The organism is Vibrio sp. 2-Bac 85 (assembly GCF_037546705.1).
Lineage (GTDB): Bacteria > Pseudomonadota > Gammaproteobacteria > Enterobacterales > Psychromonadaceae > Psychromonas.
On sequence record NZ_JALAAB010000014.1, the window covers coordinates 97,835 to 115,999 of the forward strand.

Here is an 18,165-nt window from a genome sequence, read left to right on the forward strand (position 1 = left end):
TTTATGAGCAAATTATTCACTAATAACGGTATTAAAAAAGAGCAAGGTATGACCTTGCTAGAAGTAATGTTAGCGTTAGTGATTTTAGCTTCGGCTGGTATTGCGGTAATGCAAGCCGCTTCACAATCATTAAGTAATCAAAGTTATTTACAGCAAAAAACATTCGCAATGTGGGTCGCAAGTAATCGGCTTTCTGAACTTAAACTACAACAACAGTGGCCTGAATTACACTGGCGTCGAGAGGAAGTTGAGTTTGCGGATACTAAGTGGTACCTGCGCTTTCAAGGTGTTACCACAGGTAATACAGATTTTAGGGCATTAGATGTTGAAGTGAGTGACCAAAAAGATGGCCAAGCACTGGGGTATATAAGGACTTACATTGCCAAACCATAAGTACCATCAACAGGTTAAACAAAATGGTTTTACCTTAATCGAGATTTTGATTGCCATTGCTATTTTTGCAACATTAAGTCTTGCTGCTTACCAAATATTACAAGGTGTTTTACGCAGTGGAGAAATCAGTCGTGAGCATGATAAGCATTTAGTTGAAATTCAGCGTGGTATGTTATTAATTGAACGCGATTTTGTACAAATGGTGGCGCGTATTTCACGAACAGGTAATGTCGAAGATGAAAATTTACAAGTCTTGTATGCGGGAAAAAAAGTATTGGATTCAGACTCTGAAGGTATAGAGTTTAATCGCTTAGGTTGGACTAACCCACTTAACTTGTTGCCTCGTTCAACTATTTTACGAGTAGGCTATCGCGTTAAAAATAATCAATTACAACGTTTGTATTATTTACACCCAGATACTGTCGCGGGAGAGAAACCGGAGCAACAAGTAATATTAAATGATGTTGATAGTTTAAGTTTTAGATTTTGGGACGATGATTGGATAGATACTTGGAATGCAGATAAAACGATACCTAAAGGTATTGAAATGACTATTAACAGCCAACACTACGGTGAATTAAAGCGAATTTTTATATTACCTGATAGTTCGGTAGAAGATTAATGGCCAGATATCATAAGCAACGAGGTATTGCGTTAATCACTATTTTAATGATTTTAGCGATCATGGTGACCATTGCCGCCACTATGACAGGGCGAATGACCTCTAGCTTGTTGCGGACAGAAGGACTTTCGTATTCAGAAAAAGTATATTGGTATGGGCAAGCCACCGTGGATTTTAGTCGCATGGTATTAGAAGATGATTTTGCCGATAGTGAAGTGATCAGTCTAGATCAAATATGGGCTACGCCAGATATCGTTTTTCCTGTCGACGAAGGATCGATTACCGGTAATATGATCGATTACCGTCGTTGCTTTAATATTAATGCCATTGCCCAAGCTGACCAAGATGAAACTCGTGCTTTACCTATTAGCCAATTTCAAACGTTGCTGATTTCACTAGGTGTTGAAGAGTATGAAGCTGAAATAATTGCTGAGTCTACGCGGGATTGGCTGGATAATAACGATACTGTCGATGTTTCACAGGGTGCTGAAGATAGATATTACGAATCAGTGGGAGTACCACATTTAACCGCTAATCATTTGATGGTTGATGTTTCAGAGTTAAGGGCAATACAAGGGGTTACTGACCAGATTTATGAACGTATAAAACCTTTTTTATGTGCACTACCTGCATCAAATCAGTTGATTAATGTGAATACAGTTAACAAAAAACAAGCGCAAATACTATTTGCTTTATTTCCTCCTGAGTTGCTTATTACGATAGAGGATATTCAATCTATATTAGATGATAGACCAATTAGTGGTTGGGCATCTGTTGATGAATTTTTAGCATCAGAGTTAATTGCCGATAAGTTAATACCTGATGTGATCAGTTCACAGTTAAGTGTAACGAGTGATTTTTTTCAATTATTTGGTTTAGCAGAGTTTGATCAGCGAATAATGGTTTTCAAGCTATTATTTAAAATAGAGAATAAAAAAGCGACTACTATCCGTTTCCAATACGCAGGAGCTGAAGAGGTAGTTGGCATGGAGATGTTCAAGTGAGTGAACAATTAATTATCCGCTTAGCAAGTGAAGCACACCAAACTATCCATTGGTTAGTTTGGTCTGAAAGTGAAAAAGAGATCATTGCGTCGGGTGATTTAGATAATGCACAGGCGTTGAAATTGTTAACGGAAAAAGCGCAGTCTCGGAAAGTTATTTGTTTAGTACCTGGCGTCGATGTCACATTAAAATCAGTGGTAATTAAAGGAACCTATACGCGTCAAATGCAACAAGCTCTGCCTTATATGTTGGAAGATGACTTGGCTAGTGATGTTGATAAGTTACACTTTTCAGTGTTAGCTAAAGAAACAGATTTAGTTGAAATTGCCATTTGTTTTAAGAGTAAATTAACAATGTGGTTGGGTTGGTTAGCTGATGCCGATATTTTTTGTCAGCGTTTGATTCCTGAAGCATTAACATTACCCCTACCTATCGATCAAAAATGGCAAGCATTACAACTTGATCATCAATGGTTAATACGTACTGGTGAATACCAAGCTTGGTGTTGTGAAAGTGATATGTTGAATAACATTTTGCAATTACATTTATTAGATAAACCAGAACAGCAGATTGAAAGTTATAGTGCCATACCCAATGATTGTATAGGACAGTGGCAGCAAAAAGCAGTCATATTGCCAATGCAATTGTTAGCGGAAGGTTGCGTTAATAATCCTATCAACCTGTTAACCGGTGAGTTTAAAGTTAAAAAAGAAGGTAACTTGCAACTTGCTAAGTGGAAGCTACCTGCTATTGCCGCTGTTATCTTGTTTATTGTGGTATTAGTAAATGCTGTTATCACCACAAAACAAGCTGAGCGAAAAACCTTATTAGTAAAACATCAAGTAGAGACTCTCTACCAAAAAGCTTTTCCTAATCAATCACCTTTACGGTACAGCCGAATTAAGAAAAAATTAAAAGGTTTGTTGGCTGAATCATCAATCAGTACGCAGTCAGATGGTTTTTTGCCTATTTTAAATGATTTGATTCCAGTTTTTCAGGCGGTACCTAGCTTACAAATTTCAACGTTAAAATTTAATCGTGAAAACCAACAAATAAGTTTAGCGGTTAGTGCCGATAGCTTTCAGGCCTTTGAATTACTCGCCACAAAAGTTCCTGCTAAATATACGCTTGGCCAAGGGGCATTGAGTAATAATAAAAATCGTGTCAGCGGTGTATTAACGGTGAGGGTTAACTAATGTTTGAACAAATCAAAGAATGGTGGGACAACATTTCAGAAAGAGAGCAACAACTAACCTTTATATCGCTGGTGGTTGTATTTATTGCAGTTATTTATTTTCTTATTTGGCAACCTATTGCGACTAATTTAGCTGCGAGTCAGCAAAAACTACAACGTAGCGAACAAACGTTACAGTGGGTAGAAAGCAATGCCAATAAACTCGTTGTTGCAGGTGTTGGAAATAAGAAGACAACGGCTAGAAAACAAAATTTATCACAGTTGATTAGTAGCACCGCAAAGCGCAATAAAATTGTTATTTCTCGTATTCAAAACCGTAATGGCAGTGTTGATATTTGGATTAATCAAGTTGAGTTTAACCAGTTCTTAAAATGGATCACAGCATTACAAAATCAATACCAAATACAAGTTAATAGTGCTGATTTAAATCAGGATAAAACACAAGGTATGGTTAAGATTAACCGTTTATCATTAAGTTATTAGCATTGTAAAAGGGTTCAAATGAAAGTCAAAATCGCGATACTTTTTGTATTGGTTTACTGTGGTAGTTTGTTAGTTAACCTACCTGCTGCAGCTGTTGTAGGTTGGATGCCAGCTTCAAATGTTAAAATCAATAATGTTTCTGGTAGTCTATGGAATGGGCAGGCCAAGCAAGTAGTTATCAACCCTAAGGTTACGCTTCATAATGTGAAATGGGATGTTCAACTAAAAACATTATTAAATTTAGCAATAGGAGCCGATGTTTCCTTCTACAATGGCCCTAATAAAATGTCAGGCAAAGGTTTTGTAGAATATGGTTTAACAGGTGCGAGTGCGTCAAATGTTATGGTTGATTTAACCTCAGCAGAATTACTCACATTGATACCAACTAAATTACCGGTAAAAATAGAAGGTGATTTTTCTGCGGTTATTCAACAAATAAAGCAAGGTGACCCTTATTGTGAACAACTACAGGGCACCGTGGTATGGCATAATGCTTTTGTTTATAGCCAAATGGGTAATGTTGATTTAGCTTCTCCTTCCGTAGACTTAGGATGTGATAATGGCAATATTACTGCTTTTGTCACTCAAGAGTCTGAGCAATTAAACACTAACTTAGATATTAATCTTGGCGAAGGTGGTATATACCAATTAAATGGTGAAATTCAAGGCACAGATAAACTCCCTCCTTCGATAGCACAATCATTAACTTGGATTGGTCCTAAAAACGACAGCGGTGCCACCACTGTTAGTTTTAAAGGTGTTTTATAAGCTGTTTACTTCGTCTGTATTTACCTGTACTTACTCATGATAACTTCAACGTGCCGTCAAAAATCAGCTTGCCATTCAGTTTACTACCTTATGTAAATTGAATGGTGAGAGTCATAAATAAGCTTCATATATAGAGGCTTGTGGCTTTTTAATATTACTTTTAAGAGTACTTCAAATAATACTTCGAACAGTACTTCCTTTAGCAACTTCTGAGTTTTTTAAATAGATTTAAAGTCATTAATCTATTCAAACTAATATACACCGTATAAATTCCTATAAAAACCACGTGAAAGAGAAAACAGACCCTAGTAATTATCCATGTATAAATATACACTGTGTTTGTTTACAGTTTATTATTGCTTGGAGTTCATAATGAAAGAATTAACCAAACGCCAAGGCGAAGTCTTAGACGTTATTAAAGATCAGATTGCAAAAACTGGCATGCCTCCTACGCGTGTCGAATTAGCGAAAATACTTGGGTTTAAAAGCGCCAATGCAGCAGAAGAACATTTGAAAGCTTTAGCGCGTAAAGGTGCAATTGAAATATTGTCAGGCACCTCTCGTGGTATTCGTGTTGTTAGCGACCATAAAGATAATGAAATAGTGGCCGATGAAGGTTTACCTTTAATCGGTAAAGTCGCTGCTGGTGAACCTATTCTTGCTCAAGAGCATGTAGAAGCACATTACGATGTAGACCCCGCATTATTTCATCCCGCGGCAGATTTTTTACTGCGCGTTGAAGGCGAAAGCATGAAAGATATTGGTATTATGGATGGCGATTTATTAGCGGTGCATAAAACCCAAAATATAAACAATGGCCAAGTTGTTGTTGCGCGTGTTGAAGATAATGTCACCGTAAAACGTTTTTATCGCGACGGTAAGCAGATAACATTAAAAGCAGAGAATGCTTTATTTGACGCCATAAAGGTCGATTTAGAGTATCAATCTTTTGATATTGAAGGGATTGCGGTCGGTGTTATTCGTACTGCAGATTGGATGTAATTGGCAATTAGTGTTACTAATAACCATCTTCCAAACTTATAGTGTGAATTAAATGAAACGTTTAATAATAATTTTTAGTGCTCTGTTAATGATTTTATTTTTTATTATCGGTAGCACCCAATCTTTTCATTTAGTTCACAGTAAAACTACTACTAAAACTAGCACTAAAAATAGTGCCTTAGTGTTACAACAGACACGCCAGCCACTACCTGAATTTGCCTTTGAAAAAGCTGGGAAAGTCGCTTTTACAAACCAATCCTTAAAAGGTAAGTGGACCTTATTTTTTGTTGGTTATACTTATTGCCCCGACGTTTGTCCAACCACGTTAGCAGACCTAGACCGTATTTATCCAAGCTTAGCCAATGATCAAAATACAACCACACAAGTTGTATTTATTTCCGTTGACCCTAATCGAGATAAAGCAGAACAACTGGCAGATTATGTGCACTATTTTAATAAAGCATTTATTGGCGTAACCAGTACCCATAAACAACTTTGGCCATTTGTCACTCAATTAGGTTTAATTTATAGTTTGGTTGAAGAGGGCGAAACAGATGATTTTTATTTAGTTGACCATAGTGCTTCCATTGTTTTAATTAATCCCGAAGGTGAGTTTCATGCCACGTTTAAATCAACAATTAATGCACAGGGCATTAATCATGTTGATATGGATTTAATGGTTGAAGACATTAAAGCAATACAGGCTAACTACCAAAAGCGCTAATGTATTTAGTCAGCTTTTTGATCGCGACTAAATCAGTAGGGCTGTTTACCGTTTAGTTGATCAATCAGCTAAACAGTAGGTAACAGCAATTCCACTTAATAGCTGATCTATCTTGTTGATTAAACTGTATCACTTCTGCGTTAGACACTTTGCAAAGTGCTCAAGCATATGATCCGTAACTAGATTGATTCATTTTTCTGTTCAATATCAGATCATATACTGAATGTAATTAACGCTATAAAAGCTATCTTTAGATGAGAGCCGTTTATAATTTTTTTGTCCAAAATAATGCACTACCAAACTCAGGATCAAGCTGATAATCAGAAAAGCCAAGACGCTGATAAGCTTTGCAAGCAATGGCATTACCACTTAATACTTCTAACGTTATTTTGCAGCAATCTTGCTGTTTTGCGACTTCTTCAATTTTTTCAAATAAATGTTTAGTAAGGCCTTGGCCTCTAAAATCATTGTGTACGACAACATCATGAATATTAAATAATGGTTTACAGGCAAAAGTAGAGAAGCCTTCTATCGCTGTTAATAATGCAGCTGGATGGTTACCACTAAAAATTAAAACAATAAAAACATCATTTCTAGCAAGCAAGTTTGTGATTAAATTCTCTTTAGCAAAGTCACTCAAGTCTTCACCTCCACCCATTGGATCACAAGCATAATGCGACATTAAGCTTAAATAAGCCTGTGCATGTTGTGCATTATTTAAGTCCGCTACAACCGTTTGAATATTAAGCATTACTATTCCTTTTGTTTTTAATTATTGGTGTTTTTTTAGTCTAACTAATGTATCGAACTTATTCTACATAAAGTGAAGATAAGGTCGTGGAAGCATTAGCCGCACTAAAAATCGTGAAGGATCAACATAGAGAATAGTTAACTTTTGATAAGAAATAAGGTACTAAAAGTACAGGTGAAAAATAAATACAGGTGCTAAATTAGATTTAAGTATTTAAAAAAGTTATTTTAATGTTAGACTTCTAGATGTCTAAAAGGCCATTTTAAGGAAGTAATTATGCCAATTCGTATTCCAGATGATTTACCTGCATCAAGTATTTTAAAATCTGAAAATATTTTTACGATGTCAGAAACACGAGCTAGCCACCAGAACATTCGTCCTTTACGCGTTCTGATCCTTAATTTAATGCCTAAAAAAATTGAAACTGAAACGCAACTCATGCGTTTATTGTCTAATACTCCCTTACAAGTTGATATTGAACTGTTACGAGTGGATGCCAGAGCAACACGAAATACGCCGCAAAAGCATTTAGATAAGTTCTACGGTGATTTTGAGCGGATCAAAAATCAAAAATGGGATGGCTTTATTATTACTGGTGCGCCACTAGGCACCATTCCATTTGAAAATGTATATTACTGGGAAAAGTTCACGGAAATAGTTAACTGGTCTCGCCATAACGTTACCTCAACGCTATTTTTATGTTGGGCTGCACAAGCCGCATTAAACATACTTTATGGGTTAGAGAAAGAAACCCGTGATGATAAGCTCTCTGGTATCTATTCACATCGAACGTCATATCATCATCACCCATTAGTAAGAGGGTTTGACGATGAATTTTGGGCTCCATTATCTCGTTATGCTGAATTTAATAGTCGCACCATTAAAGACAAAACAGATTTAACAGTATTTGCAGATGCACCTGATGCGGGAGTCTATCTTGCGGCAAGTCCTGATTGTCGTCAGGTTTATATCACTGGGCACCCCGAATACGATGCAAATACATTAAATAATGAATATTTACGAGACCTCGAAGAAGAGTTAGATCCGGTCATGCCGATTAACTATTATCCGAATGATGATGAGAATGAAATTCCACATGCAATTTGGCGTAGCCATGGAAATCTCTTATATAGCAATTGGTTAAATTACTGTGTTTATCAGGTAACGCCATACGATCTCAGTGACTTAATATAAATTTTGTAAATAATTTATAAAGATGAAAAGTAGTACTGGAAAAGGTAAAAAGCTCTCCTATAATTATTAGTAGCTAAGAGAGCTTAAGAGGAGTAAAGTCAAAGATAGGCAATGCTTCTGCGCAGTTAGCAGGTTGGTTATTCAGGAAGCCTAGTTGTTAAAAGCAGCTTCACAATTGCATTAAATGCACTTGACCAATTTAAGCATTTTCACGTTAACAAACATAAAACGGAGGTATAAGATTATTTTAAATTTTACTCGTACCAGTGTACTAAAACCGTATCAAAAACTGAGTTATTAATTTAAACACTCACCTACCCAACGGGGTAACTAGATACAGTTTTAGAAGTTAATACTGGTTGTATTCATTAATACAGGAGGATTAATTATTTTTACGTTTTATCATTTTATTGAAAGTGGGTGTCAGAGTTAGGAGTTTACATTAGTTAACTCATTGCCAACGGGCGTTTCTAACATTCACTTTTATCAAATTAGATAGTGGATTATTTGTAAAGTTTTACTAATATCAAGTGAGTTTTTATTATCGATATTAGTACCCCTCTTAATAGTCACAACTCAATTGTTCTTTATATTTTAAAGCGAGCTAAGCAGCTCGCTTTTTTTATATACAATTTTTACGATTCGATTGAAATCTTCCGCTTTAAGCTAATCCGTTTTTTCTGCACAGTATAGAGCACTCACCTAATATAATTGCTATTACTTTAGTGAATATATGACCTGTTTCAACCATCAAAAAATTCATAATTTATAACAGAATATTTCAAGATAGAAATGGCTTTGAAAGGTTATGAGTACAAGTTTTATGCTATTATTCACCCTCATTTTTTACTCAGAAAAAAGTAGCAGGGAACTCTATGTCGATAAGTGATCGTAGTGCATTAATTAAAGCACAGTTAGAAAAGCACATTCTTCTGATCGATGGTGGTATGGGAACCATGATCCAGGACCATAAATTTGAAGAAGCTGACTTTCGTGGCGAACGTTTTAAAGACTGGAAAAGCGACTTAAAAGGCAATAACGATCTATTAGTTTTAACGCAGCCAGAAGTAATTGCTAATATTCACCGTGAATATTTAGATGCGGGTGCAGACATTCTTGAAACCAATACATTTAACGCAACAACCATTGCTATGGCTGATTATGCGATGGAATCTATTTCTGCTGAAATCAATTATGAAGCCGCACGTATTGCGCGTCGTGTTGCCGATGAAAAAACCGATGAAACACCTGACCGTCCTCGTTTTGTCGCGGGTGTATTAGGTCCAACAAACCGCACTTGTTCAATCTCTCCTGATGTTAATGATCCTGCTTTTCGTAACGTTACTTTTGACGAACTGGTTGTTGCTTACATTGAATCGACTAAAGCCTTAATTAAAGGTGGTAGTGACTTAATTCTGATTGAAACTATCTTTGATACTTTAAACGCAAAAGCCGCTGTTTTTGCAGTTGAAACGGTATTCGAAGAGCTCGGTTATAAAATTCCTGTGATGATTTCCGGTACGATCACCGATGCATCGGGTCGTACATTATCAGGTCAAACAACAGAGGCCTTCTACAATTCATTGCGTCATGCTGAACCCCTAACATTCGGTTTAAACTGTGCTTTGGGCCCCGATGAGTTACGCCAATATGTGCAAGAAATGTCGCGTATCTCAGAAACTTATGTTTCTGCACATCCTAATGCCGGTTTGCCAAATGCCTTTGGTGAATATGACTTAGAAGCCGATGAAATGTCGGTGCATATTAAAGAGTGGGCTGAAAGTGGCTTTTTAAATTTAGTGGGCGGTTGTTGTGGTACAACGCCTGCGCATATTAAGGCGATGGCTGATGCCGTTGCGGGTATCAAACCGCGTGAATTACCAGAGATTGAAGTTGCTTGTCGTTTAAGTGGTTTAGAGGCATTAACTATTCGCTCTAGCTCACTTTTTCAAAATGTTGGTGAGCGAACAAACGTAACGGGTTCTGCCCGTTTTAAACGTTTAATTAAAGATGAATTATACGATGAAGCGCTTGAAGTCGCCTTGCATCAAGTAGAAGCAGGCGCAGATATTATCGATATTAATATGGATGAAGCGATGCTTGATTCATTATTTGCGATGAAGCGTTTCTTAAACCTATGTGCTTCTGAACCTGATATTTCACGTGTGCCAATCATGGTCGATTCTTCTAAATGGGAAATTTTAGAGGAAGGCCTTAAGTGTGTTCAAGGTAAAGGTATCGTTAACTCAATCAGTATGAAAGAGGGCGTTGATAACTTTATTCACCAAGCCAAATTGATTCGTCGTTATGGTTTTGCCGTAATTGTGATGGCCTTTGATGAAGATGGACAGGCAGATACGCGCGAGCGTAAATATGAAATTTGTAAGCGTTCTTATGACATTTTAGTTAACCAAGTTGGCTTTCCACCGGAAGATATCATTTTTGACCCTAATATTTTTGCTATTGCCACGGGGATCGAAGAGCATAATAACTATGCTGTAGACTTTATTGAAGCAGTGAAAGATATTAAAGATAACTTACCTCATGCAATGATTTCTGGCGGTGTTTCAAACGTATCTTTCTCATTCCGTGGTAACAATCCTGTACGTGAAGCGATTCACGCTGTATTTCTTTATTATTGTATTCAAAACGGAATGGATATGGGGATCGTAAACGCTGCACAGCTTGCGATTTATGATGATATTCCCAAAGAATTAAAAGATGCCGTTGAAGATGTGGTGTTAAATAAACATGCTAATGGCACAGATGCTTTATTAGAACTTGCAGAAAAATACCGTGGTGATGGCGCTGAAAAAGCAGATGATACCAAAGTATTAGAATGGCGTAGTCTGCCTGTTAATGAGCGTATTGCACATGCATTAGTTAAAGGCATTACAGAATTTATTGAAGAAGATACTGAAATTGCACGTCAAAATGCCGATATGCCAATCGAAGTGATTGAAGGGCCATTGATGGATGGTATGAATATCGTTGGTGATCTGTTCGGCGAAGGTAAAATGTTCTTACCGCAAGTGGTTAAATCTGCGCGAGTAATGAAGCAAGCTGTTGCTTATTTAAATCCATTTATTGAAGAAACTAAAGCAGTGGGTGCGACCAACGGTAAAGTAGTGATGGCAACCGTAAAAGGAGATGTACACGATATTGGTAAAAATATCGTAGGTGTTATTTTACAATGTAATAACTATGAAATTATCGACTTAGGTGTAATGGTACCCACTGAGAAAATCATTAAAACTGCGTTAGAACATAATGCGGATCTGATCGGGTTATCTGGTTTAATCACTCCATCATTAGATGAAATGGTGTACGTAGCAAAAGAGATGCAACGCCAAGGATTAACGATTCCATTATTGATCGGCGGCGCAACCACGTCGAAGGCACATACGGCAGTTAAAATTGAACAAAATTACGATCAACCCGTGGTCTATGTATCGAATGCTTCTCGTGCAGTAGGTGTATGTCAAAAATTATTGAATCCAAAGCATAAACCTGAATTTGTTGAAAAATTGAATTTAGATTATGACCGCGTTCGAGTACAGCATGCCAATAAACGCCCACGCAGTGCACCGATTGGTTTAACACAAGCACGTGCTAATGGTGCTAAATTAGATTGGGTAAATTACAAACCTACTGTGCCTAATCAATTGGGTGTGCAAGTAGTAAAAAATATGTCGATTAATGTATTACGTGACTATATCGATTGGACACCATTCTTCATGACGTGGGGATTGGCAGGTAAATATCCACGCATCTTAAAAGATGAAGTCGTAGGTGAAGAAGCGACACGCCTGTTTGCAGATGCACTCGCTATGTTAGACACGGTTGAAGCTGCCGGTGAAATTAGTGCATCGGGTATTGTGGGCATTTTCCCTGCAAATCGTGTTGACGATAATATTGAAATTTATAGCGATGAAACACGCACTGAAATCTTGCAAGTGAGTCATCAATTACGTCAACAAACAGAGAAAAAGCCACCCTTTGTGAATCACTCTTTAGCTGATTACATTGCACCTAAGTCATCAGGTGTCGCGGATTATATTGCAGCTTTTGCTGTAACAGGCGGGATTGGTGAGCGTGAAGTTGCTGAACGATATAAAGCAGATAATGACGATTATAATGCTATTTTAGTGCAAGCTGTTTGTGACCGTTTAGCTGAAGCTTTCGCTGAATATTTACATCAAAAAACGCGTAAAGAGTATTGGGGGTTTGCCGCAGATGAGACCTTAGACAACGACGATTTAATTCGTGAAAAATACCAAGGTATTCGTCCTGCTCCAGGTTATCCTGCATGCCCAGAACACAGTGAAAAAGCAGTGATTTGGGATTTAATGAATGTTGAGCAAGAAATTGGAATGGAATTAACATCAAGTTACGCTATGTACCCAGGTGCAGCTGTTTCGGGATGGATTTTCTCTCATCCTGAAAGTCGTTATTTTGCGATTGCTGGTATTCAACAGGATCAAGTAGAAGACTATGCACAACGCAAAGGGTGGGATTTACAAACTGCTGAGCGTTGGTTAGGGCCTAATATCGGTTAATATTTATAGATAGTGAACAATACCGGCAGTAACAGGCCGTATTGTTCATTATTGCTAAGTTAACATTAACCAAACTCCAACGCCGATCATTAAACTGCCTGATATACGGTTAATTAAACGTACATTTTCGGCACTAGCTAATAAATATTTCAACCCTTTACCACCTGCTGCATAGAGTGACATACAAATAAATTCAAAGGTCAAAATAATGGCCACAAGAATGACCATTTGTTGTGCTAAAGGCTGCTCATTATTGATAAATGGTGGCAACAGTGAAATCATAAAAGCCCAGCCTTTTGGGTTGGCAATCGCAGTAATAAAACCTTGCATAAAAAGGGCTTTATTATGCTGCTTTTTGGTGGGGTTATTTTCCGTACCAATTGCTAATTTCCCCTTTGATTGCAACATCATCACACCCAAGTACAAAAGATAGGTTGCTCCGATAAATTTAAAAATAGTAAATAGCCACGGATAGCTGCTAATTACCGAAGCCACTCCGATAATAGTCGCAGTAGCAACCAGCCCAATACCAATGATCTCACCTAACATCATCCATAAAGTACGTTTATAGCCAATGCTCATCCCTAAACTTAAGGCTAATGTCATACACATTCCAGGGGTGATAGACACAAAAAAGAAGGTTGGAATAAAGACACCTAAAATCGCTAAACTCATCATTTTTCCTTTGTAATATAAATAGTAATAACAGGCATAAATGTAACGTGATAGCGATAAGAGTGTCCTAGCAAAATAACCTTGCTCGAATACGTTTAATGCAACTATAATTGCACTAAAATCCATAAAAGGCTGTAAATCATGCATGATGTACCATTAGATGGATATGATATTCGCATTCTGAACTTTTTATTAGAGGATAGCCAAATTCCTCGTTTGGAGCTGGCAGAGAAAGTGGGTTTATCTTCCTCACAGTGTTTTCGCCGCTTAAAAAGATTGGAAGAAGTTGGTATTATTGAGCGCTACGCAGCTGTTTTAAATAAAGAAAAAGCAGGCTTAGGGATCACCGCTTCTATTATGGTGCAATATAGAAAGAGCGAAGTAAACGCGCGAGAGAAAACTCTTGAGTTAATTCAAGATACGTCGGAAATCTACGAATGTTATTCGATCACGGGTGAATATGACTTTATGTTGCGAGTACATTGTAAAAGAATGAATGAATTTAATGTTTTAGTGAATAAAACTTTCCAAACCAGTTTTATTTCAGGTATGCACTCTTACATGTTGTTGTCTTGTTTTAAGAGCAAACAAAACCTAACGTTGTAAATAATTTTAACGCGGAATACGTAAGGTCATATAAAACCACCTCAAAAGGAAAAATTTGAACCACCAGTAAGGGGTTCTAAGGCATATCGTTTTATTGTAAAACTCGACAGCTTTATCCATATCGCCAACCATCAAGGTTGAACTGTAGTGATACAGTTATTTAGCGTAGCTAGTATCGGTTAGCAGTTTTGCTAGCGTCAAAATACCGGATTCTAAAGGGCTATCTTTACGATAAACAATCGACAACTGCACATATGATGGACCATGGCTGACTGGTGTCATGACAAGTGATTTTTCATAGCGACTGCCAACCACCATGTTTTTGCCAATAATGGTGTAACCTAACCCCGCTGCGACACAACCTAAAATACCGTCTGCACTGCTCATTAACATTAGCTCATCGTTATCTCGCTCTGCCTCCAGTCGCCACATAATTGCGTGTTTTCTATAACCGCAGCCTGGATCACGAACAAATAGCACCGGGTCATATTCACTATCTAATGGGGTCACCATTATTAGTTCTTCCTTCACAACAGGAATCACAACAAGCTTCTCATGTTGAGGTGCATTACCAATAGCGGCACAATCAACTTTATTATTAAGCACAGAAAAAACCAGTTTATCGCTGGTATCAGTATAAATTTTAGTTCTGATTTGAGGGTGATTTTGCTTCAGCTTTTTAAGGGCCAGTGGCATATGAACAGCTGCGAAAGTTTCTGGCATACCGACCCTTAATTCGTAATTTTTTTTATTACGTAAAATGACGGTGGTTGCTTCATATTCTAGCTGTAGAATTTGATCTGCATAGTTGTAAAGCGCTTGACCACTTAGTGTTAAATGTAGTTTCCGACCAATGATATTAAACAGTTTTGTATCTAACTCTGTTTCAAGTTTTTTAATTCTATTAGTAATATTGGACTGAACCGTATGTAGTTTATCAGCGGCACCTTTAATTCCTTCTTCATCAACAACTGCTTTAAAGGTTCTTAGGGTCAAAATTTCCATATTAGTCCTCATACTTAAATAATAAATAGTTCTTATAATAAGAAGTATTTATTCTAAATAATTCAATTTTTAAGATTAACTGGTTGGCGTATGCTGTGTTGATAATTTTCACAATAAAGAGTCATGACAATGTTAATGGAGTTAACAAAAGTTCGTGTATATTTCGCTGGTATCTGTAGTTTAATTGTTACCGTTGGCGTGGCTCGATTTTCATATAGTCTTTTATTACCGATAATGCAGGATGGTGCAGGCTTAACTGAGATTGGTGGAAGTTGGTTAGCGACGACTAATTTTATGGGCTACATGTTCGGTGTTTTATTGGCTGCTAACCTACATAATCTCCACTACAAATATAATTTACATCGAATTTATCTGATATTAAGTGTTGTTACTTCTGCTTTGATGGTGATCACAACTGACATCGTTATTTGGTCTGTATTACGTTTTATTGCTGGTGTCTGTGCTTCAGGCGGTTTTATTATTGCATCTGGTTTGATATTAAAATGGTTAGTTAAAAATAATCATCGTGCTGAGTTAGGTGTTCACTTCTCTGGTGCTGGAGTCAGTATTATTGTGACATCGTTATTGGTGGAAATGATGGTTGTTATGTCTGCTGATTGGCAGCAGCAATGGCTCGCATTAACTGTGATGGCGGTAATATTCTCTATTCCAGCTTGGTTATGGATACCCCATCCCTTTGTCGATGGTCAAATAGACAGTGACATTAAAGATAACCCTCCTACTAAAACCTTCAAATCACTAATGATGTTGGCTTATTTTTGTGCCGGGTACGGTTATGTTGTTAGCTCTACTTTCATTGTTGATATTGTCGAGGATATTGAAGGTTTACAAGGGCTGGGGGGATTTGCTTTTCTATTGGTTGGCGTTGCCGCCATGCCTGCCCCTTTTATATGGGATCGAATTGCACGCAGTACTGGTTATCTTAAAGCATTAATTGCGGCATATATTCTACAGGCGATAGGGATCCTGCTTCCTGTATTTAGTGATAGTGCTGCTGTTATTATATTAAGCGTTCTGTTGTTCGGAGGTACTTTTATCGCTTGTGTTAGCCTCGTGCTGACCATGGCTGGTAAGTTTTATCCAAGTAATCCTGCTAAGTTCATGGGGACAATGACCTTAGCTTATGGTGCTGCACAAATTATTGCACCTATCTCTACTGGATACCTTACCGAAGCTTTTGGTAGCTATGATATTGGACTATCTGTATCTGCTGCTGTAGTGATAGTTGGGGCACTATTTTTGTATAGGTTGTTAAATAATAAAATTAATGTCGAAGCGAAGGTGCTTGTTAATTAATATATTTATTAATTAAGGCATTTGTTAATTAGCTCGCTGTTTATTACTTCAATCCTTTTTTGATCAGATAGCGGTAAGGCAGTGTTTCAATTTGCGCTTCTACTAATTGATGCTCCATAAAGCGACAAAAACTTGGGATGTCACGGGTTGTTGCTGGATCATCGGCAATAATTTCTAATAAATCACCCGCTTCTAATTTACGGACCGTTTTCCTGATCACCATAACCGGTTCAGGGCAGCGTAAACCTAATGCATCAAGTTGTTGTATAACTGTATTTTCTGTCATCTTGTTACCGAATACTAATCAAAACGTAATATTAACATATCCACTATTACCTAAACCACTATAAAAATGATGTCATCAGTGGGCTATAAATATAAGACGATGAAGATGAAACTAATAGGAAAGAACGTTATTTTAGAGATCGAGTAACTAAGGTTAGTATTTAATGGATATCTAATTGACGTAAAATGACATGTAATTGGCATCTAATCGGTAGTTAAAGCCAAAGTTACAGCCAATAAAAACGCAGAGCATCAAAGTTACAGTTAACCTAAATGCTCCCGTTGTCTTTTATACATAAATAAATAAACTAAGTGAGCGTTTTCTTATTGCTGCTTACTCAATAAAGTAAATTATTGAGTAACGCTGGTTCTTAGTAAAATTTTATTATCTAAACTTAAATTTGAAGACCAAATGAATTGAGCATCATTCATCTTGCTATTAAGAGTGTCATCAAAAATATCAGTGAAATTTGTGTATGATTTTTTATTGTCTACGCCCACTGTCTCGTTACTAAATACAGTCGCTGATGGCCACTGACTATCATCATAACCTTGTTTTTCCCAACCCGTTGGCATAGCCCAATGTACGCCATAAAGTATTGAAGCATCGTCAGTGCCTTCAATAGTACAACCAGTCGATAAGCGGGAATGACCTGATTCAGATAAACAGCTTAAATCTGAAATAGGAGCCGTATAGTAAGTTTGTGCTTTCCAGTTGTTGTCAGTAATTGCTACAACCTTATCATTGTTATCTTTAAATACTGCGACAAAACCACCATCACCTGGGTGCGCCTTACGACCACGATTATCTTCGGTACCTGTTCCTAAATTTTCCTCCCAATCAACCGCTAATATTGCAATATCAAAAGGTTTATTCACTCTAAACTGAACAATATTCGAGTTAAATTGCGTAAAAGGGACTGGGTCTTTGCCGACCGCAACACCATTTATGTACATTTCAAAGTAGTTATCTGCAAAGATATAAGCGGTGATCACTTCGCCATCAGCGTCAACTTCTATAATGTCTGTGTCATTTAATGCTGCAGTAGCGGCTTTACCATTAGGGTATTGATCGCCATAGTCATTATATAAATCAGCAGCAAAGGGCATTGCATCATTTGTATAGTTTACAACGGCAGGTACTGTCCACGTTGTTGCACCATCAATGCTCTTAATCGATCCGATAGCTGCCACTCGGCCACCTTGTGTAAAAAGATTCGTGACGGTGGACTCTGCTATACCATAGGTAAGGGAGCCAGAGCCTTTGTAATCACTTGCTTTTGTGGTAACTGAGTTGCTCTCAGCGTGGCTATTACAGCCCTGTAAAAATAAAGTTAAATATACAAAAGTGCATGCTAAAGGGTATTTCATAACTTAAACCTTTCTAATATTAGTACATCTCATGAGTAAACTAGATTGCTTTAATATTGCGTTTTTATTACACACAGAAAGCTATCTAACCATTAGTATTTGTAAAGATATTAACATGGTTTAGCTCAATAAAATGTGTAACAAATAAGGAGTTTCAATAATTGGACAATGTGATGGTTATTTGAACTATATGAAAAAATATACCGATATA

17 protein-coding genes are annotated in these 18,165 nt (G+C 37.2%); 12 read left to right on the top strand and 5 right to left on the bottom strand.

The annotated features are described in order from the left end of the window. Positions 1 to 3: 3 nt before the first annotated feature. The 8 genes from gspI (at position 4) to MT390_RS14475 (ending at position 6,191) form a co-directional block, all read left to right on the top strand. Entirely contained in the window at positions 4 to 393 is a 390-nt protein-coding gene (gene gspI / locus MT390_RS14440; protein WP_166373013.1) for a type II secretion system minor pseudopilin GspI, read from the top strand. Further along, positions 380 to 1,015 (top strand): type II secretion system minor pseudopilin GspJ, encoded by a 636-nt coding sequence (gspJ, locus tag MT390_RS14445; RefSeq protein ID WP_166373012.1) that lies wholly within the window; start codon positions 380 to 382, stop codon positions 1,013 to 1,015. The genes gspI and gspJ overlap by 14 nt, the downstream gene beginning before the upstream one ends. Beyond that, on the top strand, positions 1,015 to 2,019 hold the full coding sequence (gspK, locus tag MT390_RS14450) for a type II secretion system minor pseudopilin GspK (RefSeq protein ID WP_299666352.1): 1,005 nt from the start codon (positions 1,015 to 1,017) through the stop codon (positions 2,017 to 2,019). Before gspJ ends, gspK begins: the two co-directional genes overlap by 1 nt. Next, the gene (gspL, locus tag MT390_RS14455) at positions 2,016 to 3,215 is read left to right on the top strand and encodes a type II secretion system protein GspL (RefSeq protein WP_499441870.1); all 1,200 of its coding nucleotides are present in this window, start codon (positions 2,016 to 2,018) and stop codon (positions 3,213 to 3,215) included. The genes gspK and gspL overlap by 4 nt, the downstream gene beginning before the upstream one ends. After that, positions 3,215 to 3,697, top strand: a complete 483-nt coding sequence (locus MT390_RS14460) for a type II secretion system protein M (RefSeq protein WP_499441871.1) — start codon at positions 3,215 to 3,217, stop codon at positions 3,695 to 3,697. Before gspL ends, MT390_RS14460 begins: the two co-directional genes overlap by 1 nt. Positions 3,698 to 3,715: 18 nt before the next feature. Then, the gene (locus MT390_RS14465; protein ID WP_499441872.1) at positions 3,716 to 4,465 is read left to right on the top strand and encodes a type II secretion system protein N; all 750 of its coding nucleotides are present in this window, start codon (positions 3,716 to 3,718) and stop codon (positions 4,463 to 4,465) included. Positions 4,466 to 4,837: 372 nt separating this feature from the next. Beyond that, entirely contained in the window at positions 4,838 to 5,467 is a 630-nt protein-coding gene (gene lexA / locus MT390_RS14470) for a transcriptional repressor LexA (RefSeq protein ID WP_028867796.1), read from the top strand. Positions 5,468 to 5,519: 52 nt separating this feature from the next. Beyond that, complete coding sequence (locus MT390_RS14475) at positions 5,520 to 6,191, top strand: SCO family protein (protein ID WP_499441874.1); 672 nt, start codon at positions 5,520 to 5,522, stop codon at positions 6,189 to 6,191. Positions 6,192 to 6,456: 265 nt separating this feature from the next. Here the strand turns inward: MT390_RS14475 and MT390_RS14480 are convergent, their stop codons facing one another. Then, the gene (locus tag MT390_RS14480; protein WP_166373277.1) at positions 6,457 to 6,942 is read right to left on the bottom strand and encodes a GNAT family N-acetyltransferase; all 486 of its coding nucleotides are present in this window, start codon (positions 6,940 to 6,942) and stop codon (positions 6,457 to 6,459) included. Positions 6,943 to 7,218: 276 nt separating this feature from the next. On the opposite strand from MT390_RS14480, the gene metA reads away from it, so the two are divergent. Next, positions 7,219 to 8,136: a homoserine O-acetyltransferase MetA gene (gene metA / locus MT390_RS14485; RefSeq protein WP_166373279.1), complete on the top strand. Its 918-nt coding sequence runs from the start codon at positions 7,219 to 7,221 to the stop codon at positions 8,134 to 8,136. A gap of 875 nt (positions 8,137 to 9,011) precedes the next feature. Beyond that, the gene (metH, locus tag MT390_RS14490) at positions 9,012 to 12,695 is read left to right on the top strand and encodes a methionine synthase (protein ID WP_499441875.1); all 3,684 of its coding nucleotides are present in this window, start codon (positions 9,012 to 9,014) and stop codon (positions 12,693 to 12,695) included. A 54-nt stretch (positions 12,696 to 12,749) separates the two neighbouring features. Here metH and MT390_RS14495 read toward each other — a convergent pair whose 3' ends face one another. After that, positions 12,750 to 13,370 carry a LysE family translocator gene (locus MT390_RS14495; protein ID WP_499441889.1) on the bottom strand — a complete coding sequence of 207 codons (621 nt, stop codon included), beginning with the start codon at positions 13,368 to 13,370 and terminating at the stop codon, positions 12,750 to 12,752. Between the two features lie 141 nt (positions 13,371 to 13,511). On the opposite strand from MT390_RS14495, the gene MT390_RS14500 reads away from it, so the two are divergent. Then, a complete protein-coding gene (locus MT390_RS14500) occupies positions 13,512 to 13,976 on the top strand; it encodes an Lrp/AsnC family transcriptional regulator (RefSeq protein ID WP_499441876.1) in 465 nt (154 codons plus the stop codon). Positions 13,977 to 14,132: 156 nt separating this feature from the next. On the opposite strand, the gene MT390_RS14505 is transcribed toward MT390_RS14500, so the two are convergent. Next, the gene (locus MT390_RS14505) at positions 14,133 to 14,981 is read right to left on the bottom strand and encodes a LysR family transcriptional regulator (protein WP_499441878.1); all 849 of its coding nucleotides are present in this window, start codon (positions 14,979 to 14,981) and stop codon (positions 14,133 to 14,135) included. A gap of 129 nt (positions 14,982 to 15,110) precedes the next feature. On the opposite strand from MT390_RS14505, the gene MT390_RS14510 reads away from it, so the two are divergent. Then, positions 15,111 to 16,298 (top strand): YbfB/YjiJ family MFS transporter, encoded by a 1,188-nt coding sequence (locus MT390_RS14510; protein WP_499441879.1) that lies wholly within the window; start codon positions 15,111 to 15,113, stop codon positions 16,296 to 16,298. Between the two features lie 43 nt (positions 16,299 to 16,341). Here MT390_RS14510 and tusA read toward each other — a convergent pair whose 3' ends face one another. Beyond that, on the bottom strand, positions 16,342 to 16,584 hold the full coding sequence (gene tusA / locus MT390_RS14515) for a sulfurtransferase TusA (protein WP_166373291.1): 243 nt from the start codon (positions 16,582 to 16,584) through the stop codon (positions 16,342 to 16,344). 350 nt (positions 16,585 to 16,934) lie between these two features. Further along, positions 16,935 to 17,954: a hypothetical protein gene (locus MT390_RS14520; RefSeq protein WP_499441880.1), complete on the bottom strand. Its 1,020-nt coding sequence runs from the start codon at positions 17,952 to 17,954 to the stop codon at positions 16,935 to 16,937. Positions 17,955 to 18,165 lie beyond the last annotated feature (211 nt).

Bases quoted from the DNA above. Each gene is read 5' to 3' on its own strand.
- metH (WP_499441875.1), top strand. From the start codon at position 9,012: ATGTCGATAAGTGATCGTAGTGCATTAATTAAAGCACAGTTAGAAAAG.
- MT390_RS14495 (WP_499441889.1), bottom strand. From the start codon at position 13,370: ATGAGTTTAGCGATTTTAGGTGTCTTTATTCCAACCTTCTTTTTTGTG.
- MT390_RS14500 (WP_499441876.1), top strand. From the start codon at position 13,512: ATGCATGATGTACCATTAGATGGATATGATATTCGCATTCTGAACTTT.
- lexA (WP_028867796.1), top strand. From the start codon at position 4,838: ATGAAAGAATTAACCAAACGCCAAGGCGAAGTCTTAGACGTTATTAAA.
- MT390_RS14465 (WP_499441872.1), top strand. From the start codon at position 3,716: ATGAAAGTCAAAATCGCGATACTTTTTGTATTGGTTTACTGTGGTAGT.
- gspK (WP_299666352.1), top strand. From the start codon at position 1,015: ATGGCCAGATATCATAAGCAACGAGGTATTGCGTTAATCACTATTTTA.
- MT390_RS14460 (WP_499441871.1), top strand. From the start codon at position 3,215: ATGTTTGAACAAATCAAAGAATGGTGGGACAACATTTCAGAAAGAGAG.
- tusA (WP_166373291.1), bottom strand. From the start codon at position 16,584: ATGACAGAAAATACAGTTATACAACAACTTGATGCATTAGGTTTACGC.
- MT390_RS14520 (WP_499441880.1), bottom strand. From the start codon at position 17,954: ATGAAATACCCTTTAGCATGCACTTTTGTATATTTAACTTTATTTTTA.
- MT390_RS14505 (WP_499441878.1), bottom strand. From the start codon at position 14,981: ATGGAAATTTTGACCCTAAGAACCTTTAAAGCAGTTGTTGATGAAGAA.
- metA (WP_166373279.1), top strand. From the start codon at position 7,219: ATGCCAATTCGTATTCCAGATGATTTACCTGCATCAAGTATTTTAAAA.
- MT390_RS14510 (WP_499441879.1), top strand. From the start codon at position 15,111: ATGTTAATGGAGTTAACAAAAGTTCGTGTATATTTCGCTGGTATCTGT.
- MT390_RS14480 (WP_166373277.1), bottom strand. From the start codon at position 6,942: ATGCTTAATATTCAAACGGTTGTAGCGGACTTAAATAATGCACAACAT.
- MT390_RS14475 (WP_499441874.1), top strand. From the start codon at position 5,520: ATGAAACGTTTAATAATAATTTTTAGTGCTCTGTTAATGATTTTATTT.
- gspI (WP_166373013.1), top strand. From the start codon at position 4: ATGAGCAAATTATTCACTAATAACGGTATTAAAAAAGAGCAAGGTATG.